Below are 21,428 nucleotides of genomic sequence, written 5' to 3' on the forward strand. Positions count from 1 at the left end.
TCAATTGCTTTATTCATCTATCAACCAATGCAAAGCTATGCAAAAAAAGGCTCTTTGTAAGTGCATGCCTGTGTCCGCTTCGGACATTCCTTTTAGCCTGTACCGCGACCGGTATAAGGCCAATATTAACCAGATTGAGAAACAGGGCTTTGAGGCAACAGTCCGCAGCAGGATCAGCCGGGTAACCGGGAAGGCAACCAGATGGGCATTCCGCCGCTTCGACAGCGATATAATCGTGCATGCAATGAGACCGGCCGGGGGAAGCTCCCGCCGCCCGGGTGTAAATATAATTGTGAATACGATGAAACTTACTGCAATACTGCTCATCACGGCATTACTCGGCGCACACGCCTCCGTCCGTTCGCAGACCGTTACGTTCACCGGTCAGCGTGCTGACCTGCGGAAAATATTTTCCGTTATTGAAGAACAAACCGGTTATGTCGTGTTCTATAATATCGGCCTGCTGAAGGATGCAAAGCCGGTGACTGTCAGCGCGCAGGACATGCCGTTAGACCTTTTCCTCAACAAGATACTGTACCAGCAATCGCTTAACTATAATTTCAATAACAAGACGATCGTATTATTCAGGGATGCGGACATCATCGCCCGGCTCCATGCACAAATACCTGTGCTGACGGATCTGAAGGGGCAGGTACTGGATATGGAAGGCAACCCCGTACCGGGCGCCACTATTGCCGTGAAAGGCAGCAGCAAGGCCACTTCCGCATTGGGCGACGGAAGCTTCGCATTAACCGGCATCCCGGATGATGTTACGATCATTATCTCCGCCGTAGGCTTCACCCCCACGGAGATCGGCATCCGCAACGGCATACCGTTCAAAAAAGGGAAAACAGGCAACGTATCGCCCCGGGATGACGGCGGCTGGATGATCCGCCTCGTTAAATCGGATATCAAACTGAACGAAGTACAGATCACCGCCTACAATATTGAAAAGCGGACCAAAGAACTGGGGTACTCCATTGCCAGGGTGAGCGGGGAAGAGATCAACAAAGCCAACTCGGGTAATGTACTGACGGGATTGATCGGCAAGGTATCCGGTATGACCATCACCACCCAAAGCTCTGACATGACGCCGGAAATGCGCATCCTTGTACGCGGCATCCGCTCGTTCGGGCAGAACAGCAATAACCAGCCGATGTTCATTCTCAATGGCGCGCCTTTGTCTTTCGGTACAGATCAATCGGCGGCGCAGCAGGTGATGAGCTTCATCAATAATATCAATCCGGCGGATATCGATAACGTGACCGTACTGAAAGGCGCCAACGGTACCGCCTTATACGGTCCCGAGGGCATTAATGGTGTGATCATCATCACTACCAAAAAGGGCCAGATGGGTAAACCTGCCATCAACTTTCGGAATAATACGTCGTTCCAGCGTGTGGATTACCGCCGGGAAAGAAGGCAGCGCACTTATGGCATTGGCAGCGGGCTGACAGACGAGTTCGGCAACGGTATTTATGATGCCAGATCAACTTATGGATGGGGCCCTGCATACGATGGCAGCATGGTACCCATCGGCTATCCGGATGAAAATGGCGAATTGCAGAGGGTGCCTTACCGCGATACAAAAGATGCCCGTAAATTTTTTCAGGTAGCCAAAACGGTACGGAACAATTTATCCTTTTCATCATCGGATGCCCGTTCGTCGTTTTACCTGGGGCTTGGGCATGCTATGCAAACAGGCCTGCTGCCTAAAGACAAACAAAATCAGTCCACCATCCTGCTGAACACCAGCAGGAATTTCGGGGTGATAGACATCCGGCTGAATATCAATTACGCACATACCTCGGATGACCGCGGCCCCGATATTACATCGAACGTACGCGGTCTGCCGACTTTTATTCCGATTCTGCAATACAGCGACTACATAAACGATCACTGGTCGCATCAAGACCGCTACTGGAACGGGATCAGTCCATATCAACAAATAGATAACCGGCGTACCCGGTCCACCGTCAACGCAGTGTCCGGCAATCTCATCCTGGAAGTAAAGCCCTTCAGCTGGCTGAGTATCCGGGACCAGCCCGGTATCAACTACACGGGAACATATGCAAAATCAACCTCCGCGCCGCTATATTTTTCGGATTTCGCAGCGCAGGATTACAACAAAATGTATGACCGTTTCGCTACTGTCGGAGAGGATATGTCCGTGTCCACCTCCATCAACAACGATTTTGTTATTTCCACTATCCATCATCCCGGTAATTTTCTCATTCGCACCAATGTGGGCAATACCATTCGCGAGAACTACTACAAACAACTCAAAGCGGGCGCGGAACTGGTAGTGCCGGTATATAACCTTGCCTTTACCTCATATGGATTGTTTCCGGAGGAAGTTGCGGTGCTATCCAGATCATGGTCTTTATTCGGCAATGTAACTGCGGGGTATAAGGACCGCATCTTCCTGGAACTGACAGGCCGTAACGAGTGGGATTCCAAACGGGCGAAGATAGCGCGTGGGCAGGATATGTATTTCGGGGTGAACACATCGGCAGTACTGTCAGAAATATTCCCTTCCCTGAGGGACTGGAAATGGCTCACTACAGCGCGTTTGAGGGCATCAGTCGCCCAATCTGCCAATATGAATATTGTTCCCTATCAGGCGGAACGCACGCTGGGCCTGATGGGTGGTTATCCTTATCAGGACAATTCGACCGGAGATTACCTGCTTGGGTATGCTTTCTATCCCGGTAATCCCAATCCGTTGCTGAAACCGGAAAGAGTGATCTCCCAGGAATATGGCGGTAATTTTTCCTTTCTGAACGACCGCATTACGGTAGACGCTACTTACTATTACCAGCGCAACAATTCCGTGATCCTGAATGTGGATAATGCATGGCTCAGCGGTTATCCCAGTATCGACAATGCCGGCTCCTTCCGCAACAACGGATTTGAATTTGACCTGAAAGTAGATCCCTTGTTCCAGTTGCCGAACAAAATGGCGCTTTCCGTAGAAGGAAGGTTCGCCATCAATGATAACAAAGTATTGTACCTCACAGATGTATATGGCGGGCTGTTTCCGGTATCAGACGGCGCCGGGCAGAAGTACTATGCGCAGGAAGGGTCTCAGGCATTTTCCTTTGCGTTCAGGGACTGGGTGCGCGACCCCCAGGGCAGGGTGATCGTGGACAAGGTTACGGGCCTGCCGGAAGCCCAGGGATATGAGGAATTTTCCCTGCGCGGCAGAACCCTGCCAAAATATGCCGCATCTGTTGGTCTGAACTTCAACTGGAAGAATTTTTCCGCCAGCATATTACTGGATTATCTGGGCGGATATGAGCACAAGTTCAGCACGGATTATGATCTGTGGGCCGGTCTCCACACACTGACGACACTCAATGGAAGGGAACGTTTTGTATTCCCGCATTCTGTGTATGATGATGGTTTTGGCAAATATGTGGAGAACAAGGATGTGGTGGTGAACAGCGCCAACCAGGAATTGTATTCCAGGTTCGAGCAGGTAAGTCTGCATGGTCTCACCAGCGCCGCTTTCTGGAAATTGCGGGAAGTAGCGTTCCAGTATGTGCTGCCTTTCAAAAGAGGAATACTGAAGGATGTCACCTGCAGCCTGTATGGCCGCGATCTGTTCTCCATTTATCCCCGCTCCAATATCAACGGCGATCCGGGATTGATCAAAGGGCCGGGACAGCGCCAGTTTTCGTCCGTACCCAATAATCTCTCCGGGGGAAGCTCCGATAACACGGCATTGCCGGGAACGGTTTTGTATGGTTTCACAGCAGGACTTAAATTTTAAAATGATGACAATGCGTTTTTTATATAGAATATGGTCATACCTCTTATGCATGGTGCTGTTAACAGCAAGCTGCAAGAAAGGCTGGCTGGACGTGAATTATAATCCGAGGGACCTGACCGATACAGAGGCTACACCGGACCAGGTGCTGGCGCCACTGATGGAAAGTTCTATCGCTTCAAAGGATACCCGGTTCCTGCAGCATTGGATGGGTTACTGGGCCTATTACCAGTTTCCTCCGGGCCATACTGTGGTAACATATAACCGCACAGAGGCGGAACCAGGGGTATTCTCCGCAGCGATAAGCCCGGAGATCAAATTCCTGGAAACCAGATCGCAGGAACTTGGACAGACATTTTATACCGGTATTGCAAAGGTATTGCGAGTTGTACAATTTCAGCGTGCAGTGGACGTGTTGAACAATATGCCTTATACTGATGCATTCAATTCGTCCGTATTGCAACCGCGGTATGATGATGCCATGGCTATCTATGAAGAGCTGATGCGGGAGCTGGATCGTGCGTCTGATCTCATCAGCCATGCAAAGCCGGAGCAGAACCTGAAGATCAGCAGTACAGATATTATGTTTCATGGAGATCAGGTCAGCTGGTTGAAATTCATCAACACACTCAGGCTGCGCTTGCTGATACACCAGGCGAACCGCACAGACCGCGCAGCATATATTGCAGCAGAAATGGAAAAGATCACAAGCGAAGGCAGCGGTTTCCTCGAAAGCGGTCAGGATGCATCCGTGAATCCGGGTTATGTGATCAGGAAGCAGCTCTCGTATTACTTCGGATGTTATTCCAATCACAACCAGCATGGCGGAGGAGATTATGACGCTGTGCTGCAAATAGGTTCCTATCATTGGTCGCATGCGAACATCTATGCCATGAACCTGCTCAAAGCCGATAATGATCCGCGCCTGGAGTTGTTTTACAGCAGCATTGATTTACCGGTGCCAGCCGGCGCTCCGGAGCCTTTTCCGCAGCCGGGCCGGCAGGATTTCAGGGGGAACAGGTTCGGGGATTATGTGAACAGCAGCCTGTATCCCTATCAGGACGTAACCTATATATCCGCGGTAGGCGGATCGCGCAATAATGACGTAGTATCGCCCGCGGCCAAAGGGATCATTAAAGGAAGAGATATGGCGGACTGGGTGATGACCAGTGTTGAAAGTAAATTTTTGCAGGCGGAGGCAGTGCAGCGTGGATGGTTGCCAGGCGATGCGGAGAATGCCTATAAGGATGCGGTAAAGGAATCTTTCCGCTGGCTGAATGCGGGCGGTAATACAAGTATGCCCGAATTGTCCGATGCCATTTTTGATACCTGGTACATACAGCAAGCTGCCAATCCCAACGTAAGCTGGGCTGCGGCGCCGGATAAATACAAACTGCTGATGTTTCAGAAATACATGGCCTTCAACGGCATAGAGCCGCTCGAAACATGGACGGATTACCGCCGCAACGGCCGCTTCCCGGATCTCCCTGTTTCTGCGTCGCCGCAGCGTGTGGGCAATGCCATTCCTTTCCGCTTACTTTACAACAGCAATGAATATATCGTCAATCCAAAGAACGTAAACGCACAGGGCCAGCTGGATATATTCACCAGCAAAATCTGGTGGATGCCGTGATCGTCAAATCAATACTACAACACATGAAACAGATCATTCTATTCTTCTTAATACTGTTCGTTCTTCCAGGATGCCTGAAGAATGAAGTTACACTGGATTATACCGGCATCCAGCCAATAGTGCTCATCCCCAATGCCAACTGGCCTGTGAAAGGCTATGCTTCGCAGCCGGAAGATAGCGCGGCGGGCACTGTGCAGCTGAACCTCTATGCCAAGGTATCTTATGAAAAACCGCTGGACAAGAACGTACTGGTGAAATTTACGCTGGATAATGCATTGGCAGATGCTTACAATGATCAATGGGGGACCGCTTACCGTTTACTGTCTGCAGACTGTTACGAGGTGAGCAGTCTTGACCTGGTCATTCCTTCAGGTGCACAGCAGGCCATCCTGCCCATAACGATCATTTCCGAGAAGATCGATCCGCAGTATGATTATATTTTGCCATTCACTATTGCTGCTGCTGATGGCAATACCGTAGCATCGAATTTCAAGAGTATGATCTTTACGTTGAAAGGACAATAAGTTATATACTACCTGAGTGGAGGGCTGACCAAAAGGTCGGCCCTTTTCTTTGCCAACACCCCTCATCCTTTGCCCCTTGCTGAATGTTCTTTATATTTGTCAGGGTATCCCGATTTACTTTTTATTTTATTCATAAATGGAACTAAGCGATCTGGAACTGATCCTTTTATGGCAAAAAGGGGAAGAACGGGCATTCGAAATGATCTATAAACGATACGCCGTTCAACTGCTGTCCATTGCTTATCGCAAAGTCGGGGAGCGAGATATTGCCGAGGATATTGTGCAGGAAGCTTTTATTACGCTATTCAAAAACAAGGAGTCCGCCAATACCATTGCTTCCCTGTTCGCCTACCTCTATGTTACCCTGAAGAATAAAATCCTGGATGCTTACCGTCGTGATGCACTGCAGAAAAAATATGCGCAGCATGCCAACATCCGTTTTGAAGTAGAGGATAACTCCCCTTATTTCCAGATAGAAACCAGGGACCTGGAGAAAAAACTCGAATCGGAGATCGAAAAATTGCCGCCGCAATGCGGGAAGGTATTCAAACTCAGCCGGCAAAAGCATCTTTCCAACAAGGAAATCGCGCTGCAACTGGGCATTTCGGAAAATACCGTGGAACAACATATGCGCAAAGCGTTAAGGATACTGAGAGGCAACCTGCTGTATTATGATAAAAGCATCATGCTGCTGATCGTTATGGCATATGAGTGCCTCCAATAAAAAAATCCCGGCCGTTTGACAGGCCGGGATCTTTCAATATCCATTCCCTTCCGCTAATTGCCATTCGAGAGTTCCAGCGTCAGTGTACCGACGTTGGGAGATATCCTGAATACCTTCCCTTCTCCCGGTGTTGAAAAGCGGCCATTCAAAGCCTTTATCACATAGTTCATGCCTTCTGATGCGCATTGTATGCGATCCGGCTGGATATCCCGGAAGGGAAGCGCCGCTGTTCCCGCCGTTGTCATATCCAGGAACCACTGCGCTTTTTGCCGGTTTCCTTTCAGCTGTATTTTCATCGTTCTTTCGGTGATTTCCATATCCAGGCGGCCGGTGATGGTCTTCAGCGGCCAGGAGATCCGGAGTTTTCCGGCAGCATTGGTGATCACGGGATCGCCGCCGGTGATGGGGACCTCTTTCCCGTTGACCAGCGCTTTGAACCGGATGCCCGCGTAGTGATCTTTTGTGCTCCACAGGTAACCGTCCACGAAGGGGAGCGTGAGAAAAACACATTCATTGGAAGTGGCTTTCTGTGTGGTGTACACGGAAGGAAATTGCTCATCGAACAGGTGGATGTCCCGGATGCGCAGCTGCCCGTTTTCCCAGAGCAGGTTGAGCCTGTAGAAGCGGCTGTTGAACCATACCGTTTTGCGATCGCTTCCCGGAAGATCGTTATTGACGGTAAAAGCGGTAGCCGGGGTGACCGGAAATTTTTTGCTGAACCATCTGCCCGAGGCTTCGAGTGTTTCCACCCTGATCTTCCCTTCATCCCGTAACCGTGCGATCAGCGGCATCTGTATCCTGAAACCTTTTTCCATCGCCTCCCAGGTAAAGGAGTTTTCCTGCCCGGCCTGGGTGTAGTTGAATGCCAGCGAGGCCCCTTCCACAAATTCCCGCATGAACCAATGCACCCAGGTGGAATCGCCACCTGCTTCCGGGTAAACGGGTTCCAGTGAGATCACGCCCTGCCTTCTGGCGCCGGGATGCATGTCGTACTGGCGCACAGGATCGCTGCCCAGCATCCTGAAAACAGGTACCGGCAGCTGGTTTTCTGCATGCTGCGCCGGCATGTAGGAATTGATCCTGCTGGGATAATAGGCCTGGTTCCAGTACCCGCCCCAGAGGGTATAGCCATCGGTACCATACTGGTCTTTACAATTCGCGGATGCCACTATGCCATACTTGTCATACATATAATTCAGCGTATGGGCATCAATGAACCAGGAAGCTACGGACCGGGGATAGTACCCGAACACCGCTTTGAAGTCCGCCATATAAACATCCACGATCTTCTCCCGCTCCTCCGGTGTGTAGCCGGTGGAGAATCCTACATCCGCGTGCCAGTCCCAGGGATAGCGGCCCCGCCATTTCAGCCCGGCCTTTTCTATCAAAGGTTGCGGCAGCTCCCACCAGGCGCCTATTTCATATTTTTCTCCCGGCAGGGCTTTTAACAGCTGCTGATACCGCTGATCCATCAGGGCATCATACTGCAGTAAAAAACTGCCGCCAAGATCGTATTGCCGCATGCTCTCCACCTGCTTTACGACCGTCTGAAACAATACATCCTGTGTGATCTTTGCATCGCGTGGCTCCAGCAGGCGGATAAAATTGACGATGTTCACGATCTTCGGGCCGTCATTCCCTTTTCCCGGACCGCTGTGCCAGGACGCTTCCCCGCAGAACGGGGCGAGCAGTATCATGATCAGGCATCCATACTGTACAGCTTTTCTTGCGCTTTTGTGCATATGTTGATTGTTGTTTACGAAATTCTCTATGTGGCTTTTACCATTCCGGGTTTTGCGGCAGCGAATAACCGCTGGCCAGATAAAAAGCTACCTCTTTTGTTGGCAACGGCTGCCAGTAATGTTTAGCCGGATCGAAGATCCTGTTCGATTCCGCGATCAGGAAGCCGTTGGCATCGGTTCTGTTCTGATAGACGGGATCGCTGTAAGGCGCCCTCGTTTCCCAGTCCGTTCCTTTTATTTTGATGCCTTTTACATCCTGCGGCAACACTGTTTCCGCGGTTTTCCAGCGCCGGAGATCGTCATACCGGAATCCTTCCAGCGCCAGCTCGATCGTCCTTTCCCGCCGGATCTCCTCCCGCATATCCAGCCCGTTTGTTGTAACAAAAGCATTGGTCAGATGCGGCATATCCACTCTGTCCCTTAGCAGGTTGACCGACATGTTGAGATCAGCATCCGTGATGGCCCCGTTCCTTTCAAACTTTGCTTCGGCGTAGATCAGCAGCACTTCCGCATAACGGATAAGATGACGGTCGAACTCGAAAAGGCTGGCATCTCCCATACGCCCCGAGTTATTGGCTGTGGCGTCTTCCGACATGTATTTGTAGAGTATATATCCCGTATTGAAATTACGCTGCGGTTTATCCGGCCAGTTCTCCACTTTCGTCACCGGGTTGAATACACGGTTGGTAAGCGTACCGGGGATGATCATGGTCATGGTCATCCGTGGGTCCCTGTCTGCAAATTCGGATGAAAATGTAGCGTATCCGTGGAATACGCTGGCGGGATGGGTGATGGGTAGCCCGGTATCATCCAGGTACATATCCACCAGTTTCCGGGTGGGGTTGTAACCGGACTGGTCATATGCATACGGCATGTCGTGCCCCAGGATATTCCTGGCGTAACGCCTGTCCAGGATGCACTCGCGGGAATCGTCGCCGGGTTCGAGGAAGAGGTAGCGGTAGCTTTGCCCGGCGCTGCCGGTGTACAATCCATATTGTCCGCTGGTCATCACTGTTGTGGCGGCGGTGATGGCGGCATCCAGGTACTTGTTCGCATCGCCCTCTCCATGGAATTTCTGCCAGGTGCCTTCGAACAAAGCTACCCTCGCTGCGAGCGACAACGCGGCGCCGCGGGTGATCCGGCCGATATCGCCGCCGGCCAGTTCTCCCTGCAGCTGCAGGTCTGCACTGGCATCTTCAAGGTCTTTCAGAATGAAATCCACAGTTTCCGTGCGGGTAGACCGTGGAGTGAAAAGCTCCGCATCGCCCGTATTCAAAACTTTGGTGATCAGTGGTACGCCACCGAACACGCGCATCAGCTTGTAATAATACCAAGCCCTGAAAAAGCGGGCTTCGGCCACATAGCGTTTGATCAGCGGATCGGTAGTACCGGCTCCTTTTTCGATCACGTTATTGGCGGAGCGGATGTTGTTATAGCTGCCGGTCCACTGGCCGGAGGTTTCGGTGGGCTGGTAGGTGCCATTGCTCACGGAATTGGGATCGTTGAAAGCGATATCGGATTCGGTGTCCTCGAACCCGAACCGGTCCAGCCCGTTATAAAGCTGATTGGCGCCCAGTTTGAAATCATTGGGTGTTTTCCAGAAGATACCATCTGTGATACTATCTTCGGAAACCAGGTCCAGCTCACTTTTGCAGCCGGTGTACATGAGCAGTGCCATGCATAACAGTATGCCGGTACGCGCTTTTTTATGATGGATAAGATTTGTCGATTTCATGAGATTGAATTAGAATTTAACATTCAGCCCTGCAGCAAATATTTTATTGAACGGATAGGTGCCTTCATTCCGGAAGCCGTCTTCGGGATCGAAGTTGTTGCCCAGCGTACCTTTGGAAATGGTGAACAGGTCCTGTCCGCTGAAGTATATCCTGGCGCTCTTCATCCTTAATCTCGCCGCCAGCGTCCGGGGGAGATCATAACCCAGTGTGATCACCTTGAACCGCAGGTAGGCCACGTTCTGCATGACGAGGGCGGAAGTGCGGTAATTGTAGTTCCTTACATCGTCATAACCCATGTTGCCGGGGATGTAGCGGGGATATTGGGCATCCGGCCTTTCGGGGCTCCAGGTTTTGTTGTGGTAGTACGCCAGCGAAGGCCAGAAGAATGTATTGGGCGTACTGATGGCACCGCTGTATTGAATATTGCGTTTGCCTACGCCTTGCAGGAAAATGGAGAGATCGAAATTTTTCCAGCCGAGATTGATGTTGGAAGAAAAGGTGTAGCGGGGCAGCAGATTGCCAAGGTATTTCATGTCACCGGACAGCCCTCTGGTCTGATCGCCGAATGCGGTCAGCCTTCCATCACCATCCAGGTCTTTATACATCACATCGCCTATGGCTATCCTGGCGGGAACGTTCTCCAGCTGCTTGTAGTCATCCAGTTCCTTCTGCGTTCTGATAATACCCGCGTATTCATATCCGAAATAGGAGTAGATGGAGTAGCCTTCCCGCACGAAATTAAGGCCTTCGCTATAGTTGTCGCTGTTCTTCAGTTCCACCAGTTTGTTCTTGCTGTCGCTCAGCTGCAGCATCACGCTGTAACGGAAATCGTTGATCTGGTCTTTCCAGGTGAGTGCTGTTTCAAAACCCCGGGTAACGAGGCGGCCCTGATTGGAGGAGGGCGGTGATCCGCCATAGGTGGCCGGTACGGCGATCCCTACCAGCATGTCGTCATTGATCTTGGTAAAATAATCAAAGGTGAATGACAGCCGGGATTGCAATACCGCAACATCCAGCCCTATATTCCTGTTCTCGATGGTTTCCCATGTTCTGTCCGCTGATGCGGGATTTGAGTTGGCCCCGGTAAGGCCGGCATTCGGTGAGCCGATGGGATAGTTGCCACCGATGGATACCAGCGGGATGTAATCATACAAGCCCAGCGAACCGATTTCCTGGTTACCCATTTTGCCCCAGGAAACCCTGAGCTTCAGCATATCGAAGATATGCAGCGGCTCAAGAAAACGTTCCTGCGTAAGGTTGTAGGCGAGCGCTACTGACGGGAATACCGCGCTCCAGCGTTTGTCCGGCGCAAATTTGGAGCTGCCGTCCGCACGGGCGGTGATATCCAGGATGATCTTTTCCTTATAATCATAGCTGAGCCGTCCGAAGTAGGAAGCCAGTGCGGAATTGGTAAGGCTGCCGGTAAAGTTGGCATACGCCGTTTGGGTGCGGTCGGCCAGATTCAGGGTAAAGATGTCGTTGCTCAGGAAATTGTATCCCCAGGTGGTTTGGCCCGAAGCATTGTTCTGCTCCAGGGATGCGCCGCCGGTGAGGTTGATGCCGTGTGTGCCGGCAAACCTTTTGGTATAATCGAAATACACCTGGTACAGTTTATTCAGCGTTTTGGTGTTCTGATAGTAGGCGGAATTGGGGTTCTGCCTTACATCCTGTACATCGCCCGCATAATTCCAGCGGGTGAAGGTGCGGTAATTCGCATGATCGTTGTAATAATCCATTTTAACGGAAGCCTGACCGGTGAGCTTCAAACCTTCCATTACCGCGTAGTCGATCTTCAGGTTGGTGGTGAACCTTGAATAATTGATATTCCGTTTACCGGTTTCTGCCAGCGTCTGCGCGGGGTTTTCGTATCCCTGGTATCCATAGAACTGACCTTCGGGATTGTGTACCGGTGCATATGGGAACTGGCGTGGAACGTTGGTCAACGCATTGCCGAGGTTGCTCGGCTCCCTTGTTACCTGGTTCTCGAAGCTGGTGCGGGTTTCCACGGTCAGGCCTTCCAGCAGCCGGAAATCGTAGTTAAGCCGCATGTTATAACGGTCCATATTGTTCTCGCCGAACCGCAGGTTGCCGTTATCCCGGTTATAACCGAGGGACAGGAGATAGCTGTTGTTTTCGCCGCCGCCGGATACGGAGATATTGTGTATCTGCTGGCTGGAATTCTTGTAGATCTCCTTGTTCCAGTCCGTGTACCCGTAAAATCCCGGATAGTTGGTGACCCCGTAGTTCCAGCCCCCGTTAGGCTCTACCGGCGCATTGGCTTTGATCTTCTCAAAAACGGAAGGGTCGAATCCCGCCTGGCCAACGGTGCGCAATCCTTCATCCAGCATTTCCGCGAACTGGAGCGTATTGGTGATCTTGCGCAGGTAGGTAGGTTTTTTGAGACCGAGGTTGAGGGTATATAGAACTTCCGGCGGTCCTTTTCTGCCTTTTTTGGTGGTCACGAGGATCACGCCGTCTGCCGCTCTGGCGCCATAAATGGATGCCGCCGCATCTTTCAGTACCGTGATATTGGCAATGTCGTTCGGGTTGATCACATTCAGATCTCCGGGTATGCCATCGATCATGACCAGCGGTACATTACCATTGATGGAGGAGTATCCGCGCGTCTGCAGGGTATAGCCCTGGTTGCCGGGCTGACCGCTGGCCCTGGTGATGGTGACGCCGGGCAGGGTTCCCTGTAAGGCATCGAAGCTGTTATTCAGCGGACGGTTCTCAAAAACTTCGGAATTTACCGTGGAGATCGCGCCGGTCACCGCTCCCTTTGTACGGGTGCCGTAACCCACTACCACCACTTCATCCAGTTTGGTATTGGCTTTCTTCAGCAGTATGGTGATCTGCGTCTGGCCGGATATCACCACCCGTTTTGTTTCGTATCCGATGTAGGATACAACCAGCGCCGCGGATGGCCCCGGAAGGTTCAGCGAAAATGCCCCGTTCTCGTCTGTACTGGTTCCGGTGCTGGAGCCTTCCACACCAACGGAAACGCCGATCAGGACTTCTCCGGTAATGGTATCCCGCACTACGCCGGTCAGCTGCTGTCGTTGGCTTGCGGTAACCAGTTCCGGTGCGCGGGGCGTTTTCTGCATGATCAGGATCGTATTGTTCCTGACCTGGTATTCAAACGGCTGATCCCTGAAACAGCTGTCCAGGAAGCGCATGATGGGCATTCCTTTTGCGTGGATGGTGATCGGCTTTGCATGTTCAAGCGTAGCGTTGTTGTACAGGAAGTCATAGCTGGTCTGCTTCCGGAGTTTTGCAATAACTTCGGACAGTGAGGCATCCTTTACGATGACCGTTACTTTCTGGGCGTAGCTTTCAGCTCTTACCTGCAGAAACGTGGCTGTTAATAATAGAAATATCAGTTTCATTTTTAGGAGCAATCTGGAAAACGCATAGGCATCCCACCTGAAAAACGATTCAGTGAATTTTTTGTACATTTGAATAAGATTGACGTTAGTAGATAATTTAGACCTTAGATTATGTATTACCTGCGTCAGCAATCGCTAATAGACCAGGGGCGGCTCTAACGTCCTTGGTCTTGGTAATTTTGGCCATTGCGGTAACATTCTGTATAAGCACCTCCTTTTTTAATGATTTTGGCAATACTGCACCCGATGCCTGTGCTGACTGGCGCCGGGCGCAAATTCATACGTGGCTATTTTGTAACAATGATCTTTCTCTGGTCTATTTTAAAGTGTACATCACCAAGCTCCTGCAGGTTATTCAAAATGTTATGCAGATCGGAAGAGCGTGAGAAAGTACCACCGAATTTTTCATGTTTGCCGGTGTAGTGAAATTCAATTTCCACATCGTACCATCTGCTGACAGTTCTTAAAATGGCGGCAAGGTCCTCGTTGTCAAACAGGAAGTAACCGTTCTTCCAGGCCATCACCTCTTCTGTATTTGCCTGCCGGATCTTTATATCGCCTGTGCTTCTGGATAGCTGTGATTGCTGCCCCGGTACCAGTACCTCCGCATCTTTTGTCAGCATGTTGCTGACCCTGATGCTTCCCTGCAGCAATGTGGTGCTGATCTCCTGTTCATCTTCATATCCTGCTATGTTAAAATGTGTGCCAAGCACTTCGATGGACTGGTTGCCGGTAGTAATGATGAAGGGCATGCTTGTCATATGCCGCACTTCAAAATAGGCTTCTCCCGTCAGCGTTACTTTACGTTCTTTCCCCTGAAAGGCGACCGGAAAGCTCAGTTTTGAATCGGAATTGAGCCAGACCGTGGTGCCGTCCGGTAATGTTATCTGGTATTGCCCTCCCCGGGGCGTGTATAAAGTATTCAGCGCGGCCGGGGCATCTATGCCGGATGCATTGGCAGAAACGCCGTATAACAGCCGGCCGTTGGCAGCCTTGATAATGCTGGTGCCCTGCTGGCTGGCGAGCTGTCCGTCCGATGCGTCATCGAGCGATATCTGTGAGCCATCGGCCAGGGTAAGGATGGCTTTGTTCTTTCCCGGTGTTATCGTTGCGGCTGCAAGCTGATCCGCCGGTGCTTTTGAGGGTAGCAAATAGGTCCTGATGGACCAGGCCATGCCGGCTAATAACGCAATAACGGCAACGGCCTGCCAGATACGCCTGAGTGGTCGCCCGGCCTTTTCCCTGCGGGTAGTTCTCCGGAAGTTCATATATAATTTACCGGCCAGTTCTTTCGCCCCGCTTTCCTCTTCCAGCCACTTGTTAAAATCAGCAGGATCATAGTTCAGGGAATGATACCATTCATTGATCTCGGCCAGTTCTGCTTCGTTGCATTGGCCATTGCGGTAACGTTCCAACAGGTATTTCAATCGTTCTGCATTCATGAACTTATATCTTGGTTGTTATGATTGCCTGTGATCACAGGCCTCCTTTAAGAATAGACGTTCAACGAAAGCGCACCCGTTACCCCGGTGCGCCGGCAAAAAAATGAAGAAAAGCTATCCGGCTCCTGTGGTTTCTCCGGAAACCCTTAACTGTATTGTGTTTTAGCGGAATGTTACAGACACCTTCACAAGGTGGGGAGCAGGATGGAGCAGGATGCCGATGGGGTAAAAAGCAGGTTGGGGCAGGGGAGGTTAGGCGTATATCGGGTAGTAGGAAGGTGCGCCGGAAACTTCCGGTGCACCTTCGTGTTGTTTGAAAAAACTGATAGAATAGTTTCCGTTGATGCTTTTACAATAATCATGCGATGAGACAACAATTCAAAGCGGGCAGGCTTCTACATGAAATGCCACGCGCTGCCGACTGCGGCAATGATCTACCGGCTGATGCGGTACAGGCCCTCTTCCTCTTCCGTAAAAGTCACATGGGCGGCCGTGCTGATCACTTTCAGTATTTCCTGCAATTCCGGATGATCGAATGTTCCGGTATAGGTCAGCATCAGCAGCGAAGGATCGTCTACGATGAACCGGACGGAGAAATATTCTTCCAGTGTGCTGAGGGTGCGGTTCAGTGGCAGGTTATTGAAATGCAGCCGGTTTTCTTTCCAGGCCATGAAATTCGGATCGGCCTCCTGGATTTGCTGCGGTGCTTTGTTCTGCTGCAAGATGGCCGTATTGCCTGCCGTCAGCACCAGTGATCCTTTGTTATCCTGTTTGCCCGAGAAAGCCACTTTGCCGGTCACCACATTCAGCCGCACGGTTTTATGTTCATAGGCCCTGATCACAAATGAGGTACCCAGCACCCGGGTTCGGGAAGCGCCGGCGGACACAATGAAAGGACTGGCGGCATCCGGTGCTACGTCAAAGAATGCTTCCCCTTCAAGCGCTACATTCCGGTGGTTTGCGGCAAATCCTTTTTTGTAGCTGATGCGGCTGTTGCGATTGAGGAATATTTTGCTTCCGTCCGGCAGGGTCACTTCTTTTTTGTCAGCTGCTGCGGTGATCACCGTAGTGCTGTTCATATTGGAGAGGAATGTGAAGCCAAGGCCCGCTGCAGCGATGATCACTACAGCTGCGGCCGCCAGCCGCCACCAGTTCCTGCGGGGGGTGACCACTTTCAGCGGCACAGGGGTTTCTTCCTGCTCCATGTGCTGCCGGAACCGCAGCCAGTTCAGTGTCACATCCGGTTCGGGCGCGTCTGCGGCGTCCCCGGTGAGGTCCCAGGTCTCCCGCAGGGCGTTGTAATATTCCCGGTTGGCGGGGTCCGCCTGCAGCCAGGAATGCAGTTCCGCCCGCTCTGCTGCGGTGATCTCCCCTTCTATGTCACGGGCGATGAGGGCGTCTATATGGTCGTTGTTGAACATGCGCTGTAATTTATTTGTTCCCTACTCCAGGTACTCTTTTAATGATACACGTAATTTCTTCAATGCGGTGATCATCTGGTTCTCGACTGTTTTGACAGATATCTGCAATGTTTGTGCGATCTCTTTATAACTCATTTCCTCGTACCGGCTCAATACAAATATCTCGCGGCATTTTTCCGGCAGCTGTGCAACAGCCTGGCGGATGCGTGCCTTTGTTTCCTTCAGGTGTACCGCGGGGGCGGGGGCTGCCAGTTCTTCCTGGCCCGGCCCGATCTCCAGTGGTGTGCCGCCGCGGCGCTTCTGCTTGTCGATATGATCCAGCGCCATATTTACCGCGGCCCGGTGCAGATATGCTTTGAAATACACTTCTGTAAGCTGCTGGCGGCGGTTCCATATCTTGATGAAAACCTCCTGTGCCAGATCTTCCGCGGTGGCCATGTCCGGCACGAGGCGGTAAATGGCCTTGCATACCATCGGGAAATAAGCGGAGAAGAGCGCTTCCATGAACCTTCGCTCATCTTCCTGTAACAAATTTTGTAACCTCGCATTTTCGGGCATGGTGCAAAAATAACCATTACCGGCGTTCGTTGCTGCTGAGGGGGGTGACAGTATTCCGGTAGCTTTCATGGCGATGTTCATTCCTATAACTTGATAACCTTTCCTGATCCGTTGATGCTGGTATTGACCGTACCGGGCGTTTCCTTGTACCTGATGTTGCCGCTGCCGGTGATGCGGGCGTCCAGGAGATCCAGCACCCAGATCCGCTGTTCGCCGGAGCCGGAGATCCTGATCCGGGCGTTCTCCACCTGCAGGCCGATGGCGTTGATATCCCCGGAGCCGTTGATTTCGGCGCGGTAATCGCCTGCCCTGCCTTCGACCTCCATATCCCCGGAGCCGTTCACGATCAGTTCCACTTCGTTGGCATCCAGCTTCAGCCGGGCGTCTGCACTGCCGTTGATCTCATAGGAGAACAGGGTGGAAGTGATGGTGTCGTTTGCGGTAAGGGAGCCCGAGCCGGAGAAAATGATCCTGCGGAACTCGTCGTTCTGCACATATACGTTTATCGGGCGGAAGCTTTTCAGGTTGACGTTATTGCGGATCTTGACGTGAAGGGTGGTGCCATTCACGAAGGTTTCCACGAAACGCATCACATTGTCTTCTGCTTCAATGACCACCGGCACGCGCTGGTCCTGCTCAAGATGCACCTGCAGCGGTCCTTCCAGGGTGATATCCTCGAACCGGCCCACGGCCCTTTCTTCGGTGACCATGCGGCCAGAGCCGTGTACATTCTCACGGCTGCAGCTGCTGAGTATCAGGCCAAAAATAACAAGGAGGCAAAGCAGCAGGCTCACGCTGAGCCCGCTGTTGGTAATCACGATCGTTTGTTTAGTTGTCAGTTTCATGTTGATTGATCTTTTTAGGGCAAGCCACAATGGGTGACTTTCTATTATGACGGGAAAAGAAAAGGGCACCCCCAGAGCGCCCTTAAATATTCTTTTCGTTATACCGGTGCGGCCATCGTGTTGCCTCCCCCGTAATTCCGCCATGATCCGCCGGATTACCTGCCGGACAAAAAAAGCCGGGCCCCGTAATCACGGAACCCGGCTCGATTAACCCCTATGAAAACCAACTATTGCACTAATTTGATCTCACCGAGATCGGTAGCTTTACCGTCTTCCACTTTTACATCAGTGATAGTGGCATCCTGGAATGGTTCTTTGGCGTCAACAATCACGGTGTAAGTGCCGGCTTTTGCATCAGTAAAGGAGAATGTTCCTTCAGCGATCGCAGTTTTCAATGTGTCCGTTCCGGAAACAGCCCATGCTTCAGTGGCTCCGTCAGCAGGAACTACTTTACCGGAAATGGAACCGCCTTCGATACCTTGGAAGGCAAAAGCGCCGATTGCTACGGCCGCTACAGCTAACAGACTCAGTTTTGCTTTTTTCATAGCATACAAATTTTGAAAGGTTTAAATAATAAAGAATGGTTCAGGTAGATGTTTTTGCCGATAGTTCTCAATTTTGATCCGTAAATCTGTTCTCAGGGAATATTTTGCAATTACCATGCCTATAACACGTTCGTGTTAGTGTTTAACAATTCTTTAAAGAATCTTTAACATTTAGGCCATTCAAATGACCGCTTACACAGTTTTTCGTATATGCGTTGAAGTGGAAAAAGCGAGGTGGCGGGTTTTCCGGCTTCGTGCAGGGCTTTTCCCTGCAGACGCCTTGAGAACCAATTCTATGCCAAATAAACGGCAGTAGGACTTTAGGGAAGTTGAAAAATGGCTATGGTAAAGGGTTTCAGGATATTTTGGAAAAGTCTACAAGGTTTGTGTACTTTTGTTTCCCGTTTCGAGCAGGAAGTTATCCGGTGATTTCATAATTTTACAGACTATATCATAATAAAGAACAAGTCAATGTCCAATAATACATCAATCCAGCAGATAGAGGATGTCGTAATAAAATTCGCGGGAGATAGCGGGGACGGGATGCAGCTGACCGGTACGCAGTTTTCCAATAATACTGCGCTGATCGGGAATGACCTGAGCACCTTCCCGGACTTTCCGGCCGAGATCCGCGCCCCGCAAGGCACATTGCCTGGCGTGAGCGGTTTCCAGCTTCACTTTTCCTCCAACCGCATTTTCACCCCGGGCGATGCCTGTGACGTACTGGTAGCCATGAACGCGGCTGCGCTGAAAGCCAACCTGAAAGGGCTCAAGAAAGGGGGGATCATCATCGCCAATACGGACGGCTTCGACAGCAAGAACCTGCGCCTGGCCAATTATCCGGATGGCGTCAATCCCCTGGAAGACGGCTCGCTGGTTGATTATCAGCTGCATACGATGGATGTGACGAAGATGACCCGTGAAGCGCTGAAAGACATGAGCATGGGCATGAAGGAAAAGGACCGGGCGAAGAACATGTTCGTACTGGGTTTCCTGTACTGGTTGTATGACCGGGATATGCTCAGCACCGAAAACTTCCTGCGGGAAAAATTCGGTAAAAAGCAGGAGATACTGGACAGTAACCTGAAAGTCCTGCATGCCGGGTACAATTTTGCAGACACGGTAGAAGCGTTCTCCACCCGTTTCAAGGTGGAAAAGGCCCGCATGGAGCCGGGCACTTACCGCAGCATTACCGGCAACACGGCCTTGTCATACGGTCTGATCGCTGCTTCGCAGAAGTCCGGCCTGCCCATTTTCCTGGGAACCTACCCCATTACGCCGGCTTCCGACATCCTGCATGAGCTGAGCCGTTACAAGAACTTCGGCATCCGCACCTTCCAGGCGGAAGATGAGATCGCCGGCATCACCTCGGCCATCGGCGCCTCTTATGGCGGCCACATGGGGGTGACCACCACCTCCGGTCCGGGTATGGCGCTGAAAGGCGAAGCCATGGGCCTGGCGGTTATGCTGGAAATACCTTTATTAATAATAGATATCCAGCGGGGAGGGCCATCTACCGGGCTGCCGACCAAAACGGAGCAATCCGACCTGCTGCAGGCATATTATGGCCGCAATGGCGAATGCCCGATGCCGGTCATCTCCGCATCCACCCCCTCAGATTGCTTTGACGGCATCTACGAGGCATTCAGGATAGCGGTGAACCACATGACACCCGTGATCTTCCTGAGCGATGGATATATCGCTAACGGCGCGGAACCCTGGCGTTTTCCCAAGAGCGATGACCTCATCCCGATCCCGGTAAAATTCAAAAAAGGCCTGGAAGAAGGAGAGGAGCAGTTCCTGCCTTATGAAAGGGACGAAAACCTGGTACGCCCCTGGGCTGTGCCCGGCACAGCGGGACTGGAGCACCGTATCGGCGGGCTGGAGAAGCAGAATATCACCGGCAATGTCAGCTATGATCCTGAAAACCACCAGTTAATGGTGAAGATCCGCCAGGAGAAAATCGACAAGATCGCCGATCACATACCCCTGCAAAAAATTGAAGTAGGTCCCGAAAAAGGGAAAGTACTGGTGCTTGGATGGGGGTCCACTTTTGGCGCCATCAAGAGCGCTGTGCTGGAACTGGTAGCTGAAGGGCATGCAGTGGCCCACGCACATCTGCGCCATCTGCGCCCCTTCCCGAAGAACCTGGCCGAAATACTGCATAGCTATGACCAGGTGCTGATCCCCGAGATCAATAACGGTCAGCTGATCCGGATCATCCGCGACCAGTTCCTGATTCCCGCCCAGGGTTATAACAAGATCATGGGTGTGCCTATCACCAAAGGAGAACTGGTAGCCAGGATCCGGGAAATGCTTTGATCCGCCGGTAACTTTTTTTATAATGACGGAATGCATATTATTGTATTTCGTCATTTGTTTTGTATATTGATGCACGTAAACCATGCCCGGCGCCGGTAAATCATACCGCCAATTACGGACCTTTCTGATGTGTTGCTTCGGATGGGCCCTTCTTCTGACAGCTTCCGCGGCGGCCGGCCAGACCCGCATTTACGAAATACGTTACGGCAACAACGTCATTGGAACACTGGATGCCAGGCAGGAAACAGCCGGCGTCATCCGCAAGCTCTTCCTTAAAAGCCGGGTACAGATGAAACTGCTGTCCCGCATGGAAGTGGATATTTATGCGGAATACCGGAACAAAGTGCTGCATACGGCGAAAGCCATGCGCCTGCAGGGTAAATCAGCGGCAGATAATAAAGATACCTACACCGAAAAAGCCGCCAAAGGGTACACGGTAACCCGGAAAGGGGAACGCAGCAGCCTGCCCCATGCCCAGATCACCTATTGCGTCAGCGACCTTTACTTTTCGGAGCCGAAGGATATCCGGCAGGCTTATTCGGAAACGCTTGGCGTCTTTCTGCCTGTCAAACTGCTGGCGGATAAACGGTATGAACTGACGCTCCCTGATGGCAGGAAAAGCCTCTACCGTTATGATAAAGGAAAGCTGAAAGAGGTGGAGTTCTCCCATCCCCTGGGAAAAGCGTATTTCACCTTCCTGGAGGAGAAGTAGCCTGTCTGGTCAAACAAAAAGGATGTACCTTTTGCGGTACACCCTTTTACCTGGAAAACATAG

Annotated in this window: 14 protein-coding genes; 6 read left to right on the forward strand and 8 right to left on the reverse strand. The window is 51.5% G+C overall.

Annotated elements, in window-relative coordinates:
- The first annotated feature begins 301 nt into the window (after window positions 1–301).
- The 4 genes from FW415_RS07050 to FW415_RS07065 all read left to right on the forward strand — a co-directional run bounded on the left by FW415_RS07050 (window position 302) and on the right by FW415_RS07065 (window position 6,653).
- Window positions 302–3,775 (forward strand): SusC/RagA family TonB-linked outer membrane protein, encoded by a 3,474-nt coding sequence (locus tag FW415_RS07050; RefSeq protein WP_168208708.1) that lies wholly within the window; start codon window positions 302–304, stop codon window positions 3,773–3,775.
- Between the two features lie 10 nt (window positions 3,776–3,785).
- Window positions 3,786–5,405: a SusD/RagB family nutrient-binding outer membrane lipoprotein gene (locus FW415_RS07055; protein ID WP_168208709.1), complete on the forward strand. Its 1,620-nt coding sequence runs from the start codon at window positions 3,786–3,788 to the stop codon at window positions 5,403–5,405.
- Window positions 5,406–5,428: 23 nt separating this feature from the next.
- Window positions 5,429–5,929, forward strand: coding sequence for a DUF1735 domain-containing protein (locus FW415_RS07060; protein WP_148383567.1), 501 nt, complete (start codon window positions 5,429–5,431; stop codon window positions 5,927–5,929).
- A gap of 136 nt (window positions 5,930–6,065) precedes the next feature.
- Window positions 6,066–6,653: an RNA polymerase sigma factor gene (locus FW415_RS07065; RefSeq protein ID WP_148383568.1), complete on the forward strand. Its 588-nt coding sequence runs from the start codon at window positions 6,066–6,068 to the stop codon at window positions 6,651–6,653.
- Between the two features lie 53 nt (window positions 6,654–6,706).
- On the opposite strand, the gene FW415_RS07070 is transcribed toward FW415_RS07065, so the two are convergent.
- The 8 genes from FW415_RS07070 to FW415_RS07105 form a co-directional block, all read right to left on the reverse strand.
- Window positions 6,707–8,395 (reverse strand): hypothetical protein, encoded by a 1,689-nt coding sequence (locus tag FW415_RS07070; RefSeq protein WP_210420837.1) that lies wholly within the window; start codon window positions 8,393–8,395, stop codon window positions 6,707–6,709.
- A gap of 37 nt (window positions 8,396–8,432) precedes the next feature.
- Window positions 8,433–10,130 carry a RagB/SusD family nutrient uptake outer membrane protein gene (locus FW415_RS07075; RefSeq protein WP_148383569.1) on the reverse strand — a complete coding sequence of 566 codons (1,698 nt, stop codon included), beginning with the start codon at window positions 10,128–10,130 and terminating at the stop codon, window positions 8,433–8,435.
- A gap of 9 nt (window positions 10,131–10,139) precedes the next feature.
- Window positions 10,140–13,520, reverse strand: coding sequence for a TonB-dependent receptor (locus FW415_RS07080; RefSeq protein ID WP_168208710.1), 3,381 nt, complete (start codon window positions 13,518–13,520; stop codon window positions 10,140–10,142).
- 287 nt (window positions 13,521–13,807) lie between these two features.
- On the reverse strand, window positions 13,808–14,962 hold the full coding sequence (locus FW415_RS07085) for a FecR family protein (RefSeq protein ID WP_148383571.1): 1,155 nt from the start codon (window positions 14,960–14,962) through the stop codon (window positions 13,808–13,810).
- Between the two features lie 434 nt (window positions 14,963–15,396).
- The gene (locus FW415_RS07090) at window positions 15,397–16,383 is read right to left on the reverse strand and encodes a FecR domain-containing protein (RefSeq protein ID WP_148383572.1); all 987 of its coding nucleotides are present in this window, start codon (window positions 16,381–16,383) and stop codon (window positions 15,397–15,399) included.
- Between the two features lie 21 nt (window positions 16,384–16,404).
- The gene (locus tag FW415_RS07095) at window positions 16,405–16,914 is read right to left on the reverse strand and encodes an RNA polymerase sigma factor (RefSeq protein WP_168208711.1); all 510 of its coding nucleotides are present in this window, start codon (window positions 16,912–16,914) and stop codon (window positions 16,405–16,407) included.
- 110 nt (window positions 16,915–17,024) lie between these two features.
- Window positions 17,025–17,786, reverse strand: a complete 762-nt coding sequence (locus FW415_RS07100) for a head GIN domain-containing protein (protein WP_168208712.1) — start codon at window positions 17,784–17,786, stop codon at window positions 17,025–17,027.
- A 227-nt stretch (window positions 17,787–18,013) separates the two neighbouring features.
- On the reverse strand, window positions 18,014–18,331 hold the full coding sequence (locus tag FW415_RS07105) for a carboxypeptidase-like regulatory domain-containing protein (RefSeq protein ID WP_148383575.1): 318 nt from the start codon (window positions 18,329–18,331) through the stop codon (window positions 18,014–18,016).
- Window positions 18,332–18,802: 471 nt separating this feature from the next.
- On the opposite strand from FW415_RS07105, the gene FW415_RS07110 reads away from it, so the two are divergent.
- Entirely contained in the window at window positions 18,803–20,653 is a 1,851-nt protein-coding gene (locus tag FW415_RS07110; protein WP_148383576.1) for a 2-oxoacid:acceptor oxidoreductase subunit alpha, read from the forward strand.
- Between the two features lie 127 nt (window positions 20,654–20,780).
- On the forward strand, window positions 20,781–21,365 hold the full coding sequence (locus tag FW415_RS07115; protein ID WP_148383577.1) for a DUF6134 family protein: 585 nt from the start codon (window positions 20,781–20,783) through the stop codon (window positions 21,363–21,365).
- Window positions 21,366–21,428: the final 63 nt, after the last annotated feature.

It is taken from the genome of Chitinophaga sp. XS-30, assembly GCF_008086345.1.
Classification (GTDB): domain Bacteria; phylum Bacteroidota; class Bacteroidia; order Chitinophagales; family Chitinophagaceae; genus Chitinophaga.